Origin of the sequence: Devosia psychrophila, assembly GCF_000971275.1 — a bacterium.
Taxonomy (GTDB): Bacteria; Pseudomonadota; Alphaproteobacteria; order Rhizobiales; family Devosiaceae; genus Devosia; species Devosia psychrophila.
This window is the reverse complement of record NZ_LAPV01000046.1, coordinates 1-1,186: the sequence shown is the minus strand read 5'-3', so window position 1 is coordinate 1,186 and position 1,186 is coordinate 1. Positions and strand designations below refer to the sequence as shown.

At 61.6% G+C, this 1,186-nt stretch carries 1 protein-coding gene and 1 other annotated feature; the gene reads left to right on the top strand.

All coding sequences use genetic code 11. The features are described from left to right. A protein-coding gene (locus WH91_RS04250) for an IS3 family transposase (protein WP_144408345.1) occupies nucleotides 1-1,147 on the top strand; the annotation gives its coding sequence in 2 pieces (ribosomal slippage) (nucleotides 1-210 and nucleotides 210-1,147; 1,148 coding nt annotated over the 2 pieces). This gene is flagged as partial in the annotation. Further along, nucleotides 200-316: a sequence feature (AL1L pseudoknot), on the top strand. It overlaps the preceding gene by 117 nt. Nucleotides 1,148-1,186 lie beyond the last annotated feature (39 nt).

The following is a 1,186-nucleotide window of genomic DNA, read 5'->3' as shown; positions in this document are numbered from 1 at the left end:
CATCCCGCTGGGCGGCCGTTGTGTCGGTTGCCGGCAAGATTGGCTGCTCGGCCCATACCCTCAATGAGTGGCTCAAGAAGGCCGAGGTCGATGGCGGCCAGCGCGCCGGCGTGACCACAGATATGGCCGAGAAGCTCAAAGTTCTGGAACGAGAGAACCGAGAGTTGCGGCAAGCCAACGAGATCCTGCGCAAAGCTTCAGCATATTTCGCCCAGGCGGAGCTCGACCGCCCGTTCAAGCGATGATCGCCTTCATTGATGAGCACCGCGATGCTTATGGGGTCGAGCCGATCTGCAGGGTTCTGCCGATCGCCCCATCGAGCTACCACGAACGCGTTGCCCAGCGCCGCGATCCTGGCCGGCGGTCTGCCCGATCCCGACGTGACGAGGACCTCAAGCCGGAAGTCATGCGCGTGTTTGAAGAGAACTTTGGCGTTTACGGCGTGCGCAAGGTCTGGCGGCAGATGCAGCGGGAGGGGCTTGATCTTGCCCGGTGCAGTGTCGCGCGGTTGATGCGCGATCTGGGCTTGCAGGGTGTGATCCGCGGCAAGCCAGTGCGCACCACGATAAGCGACAAGGCGGCGCCTTGCCCGCTCGATCACGTCAATCGCCAGTTCCATGCCCCGGCGCCAAACAGGCTCTGGGTCTCCGACTTTACCTATGTGGCAACCTGGGCCGGGTTCGCCTATGTGGCCTTCGTGATCGACGTCTACTCTCGTTATATCGTGGGATGGCGGGTCAACCGTACCGCCCATACCAGCTTCGTGCTGGACGCTCTCGAGCAAGCAATCCACGAACGCAGGCCCGTCCATCGCGGCGGTCTGGTTCATCATTCCGATCGCGGGTCGCAATATGTCAGTATCCGCTACTCCGAGCGCCTGGCCGAAGCAGGCATCGAGCCATCAGTCGGCAGCGTAGGGGACAGCTATGACAATGCCTTGGCCGAAAGCATCAACGGTCTCTACAAAGCCGAGGTGATCCACCGGCGCGGGCCCTGGCGAAACATCCAAGCCGTGGAGTTCGCCACCCTCGAATGGGTCGACTGGTTCAATCACCGGCGCCTCCTCGAACCTATCGGCAATATCCCGCCAGCGGAAGCTGAGGCAAACTTCTACGCGGCACTGGAACAAACGGCCATGGCCGCATAACTTATACCAAACAGCCTCCGGAATTCCCGGCGCGGTTCA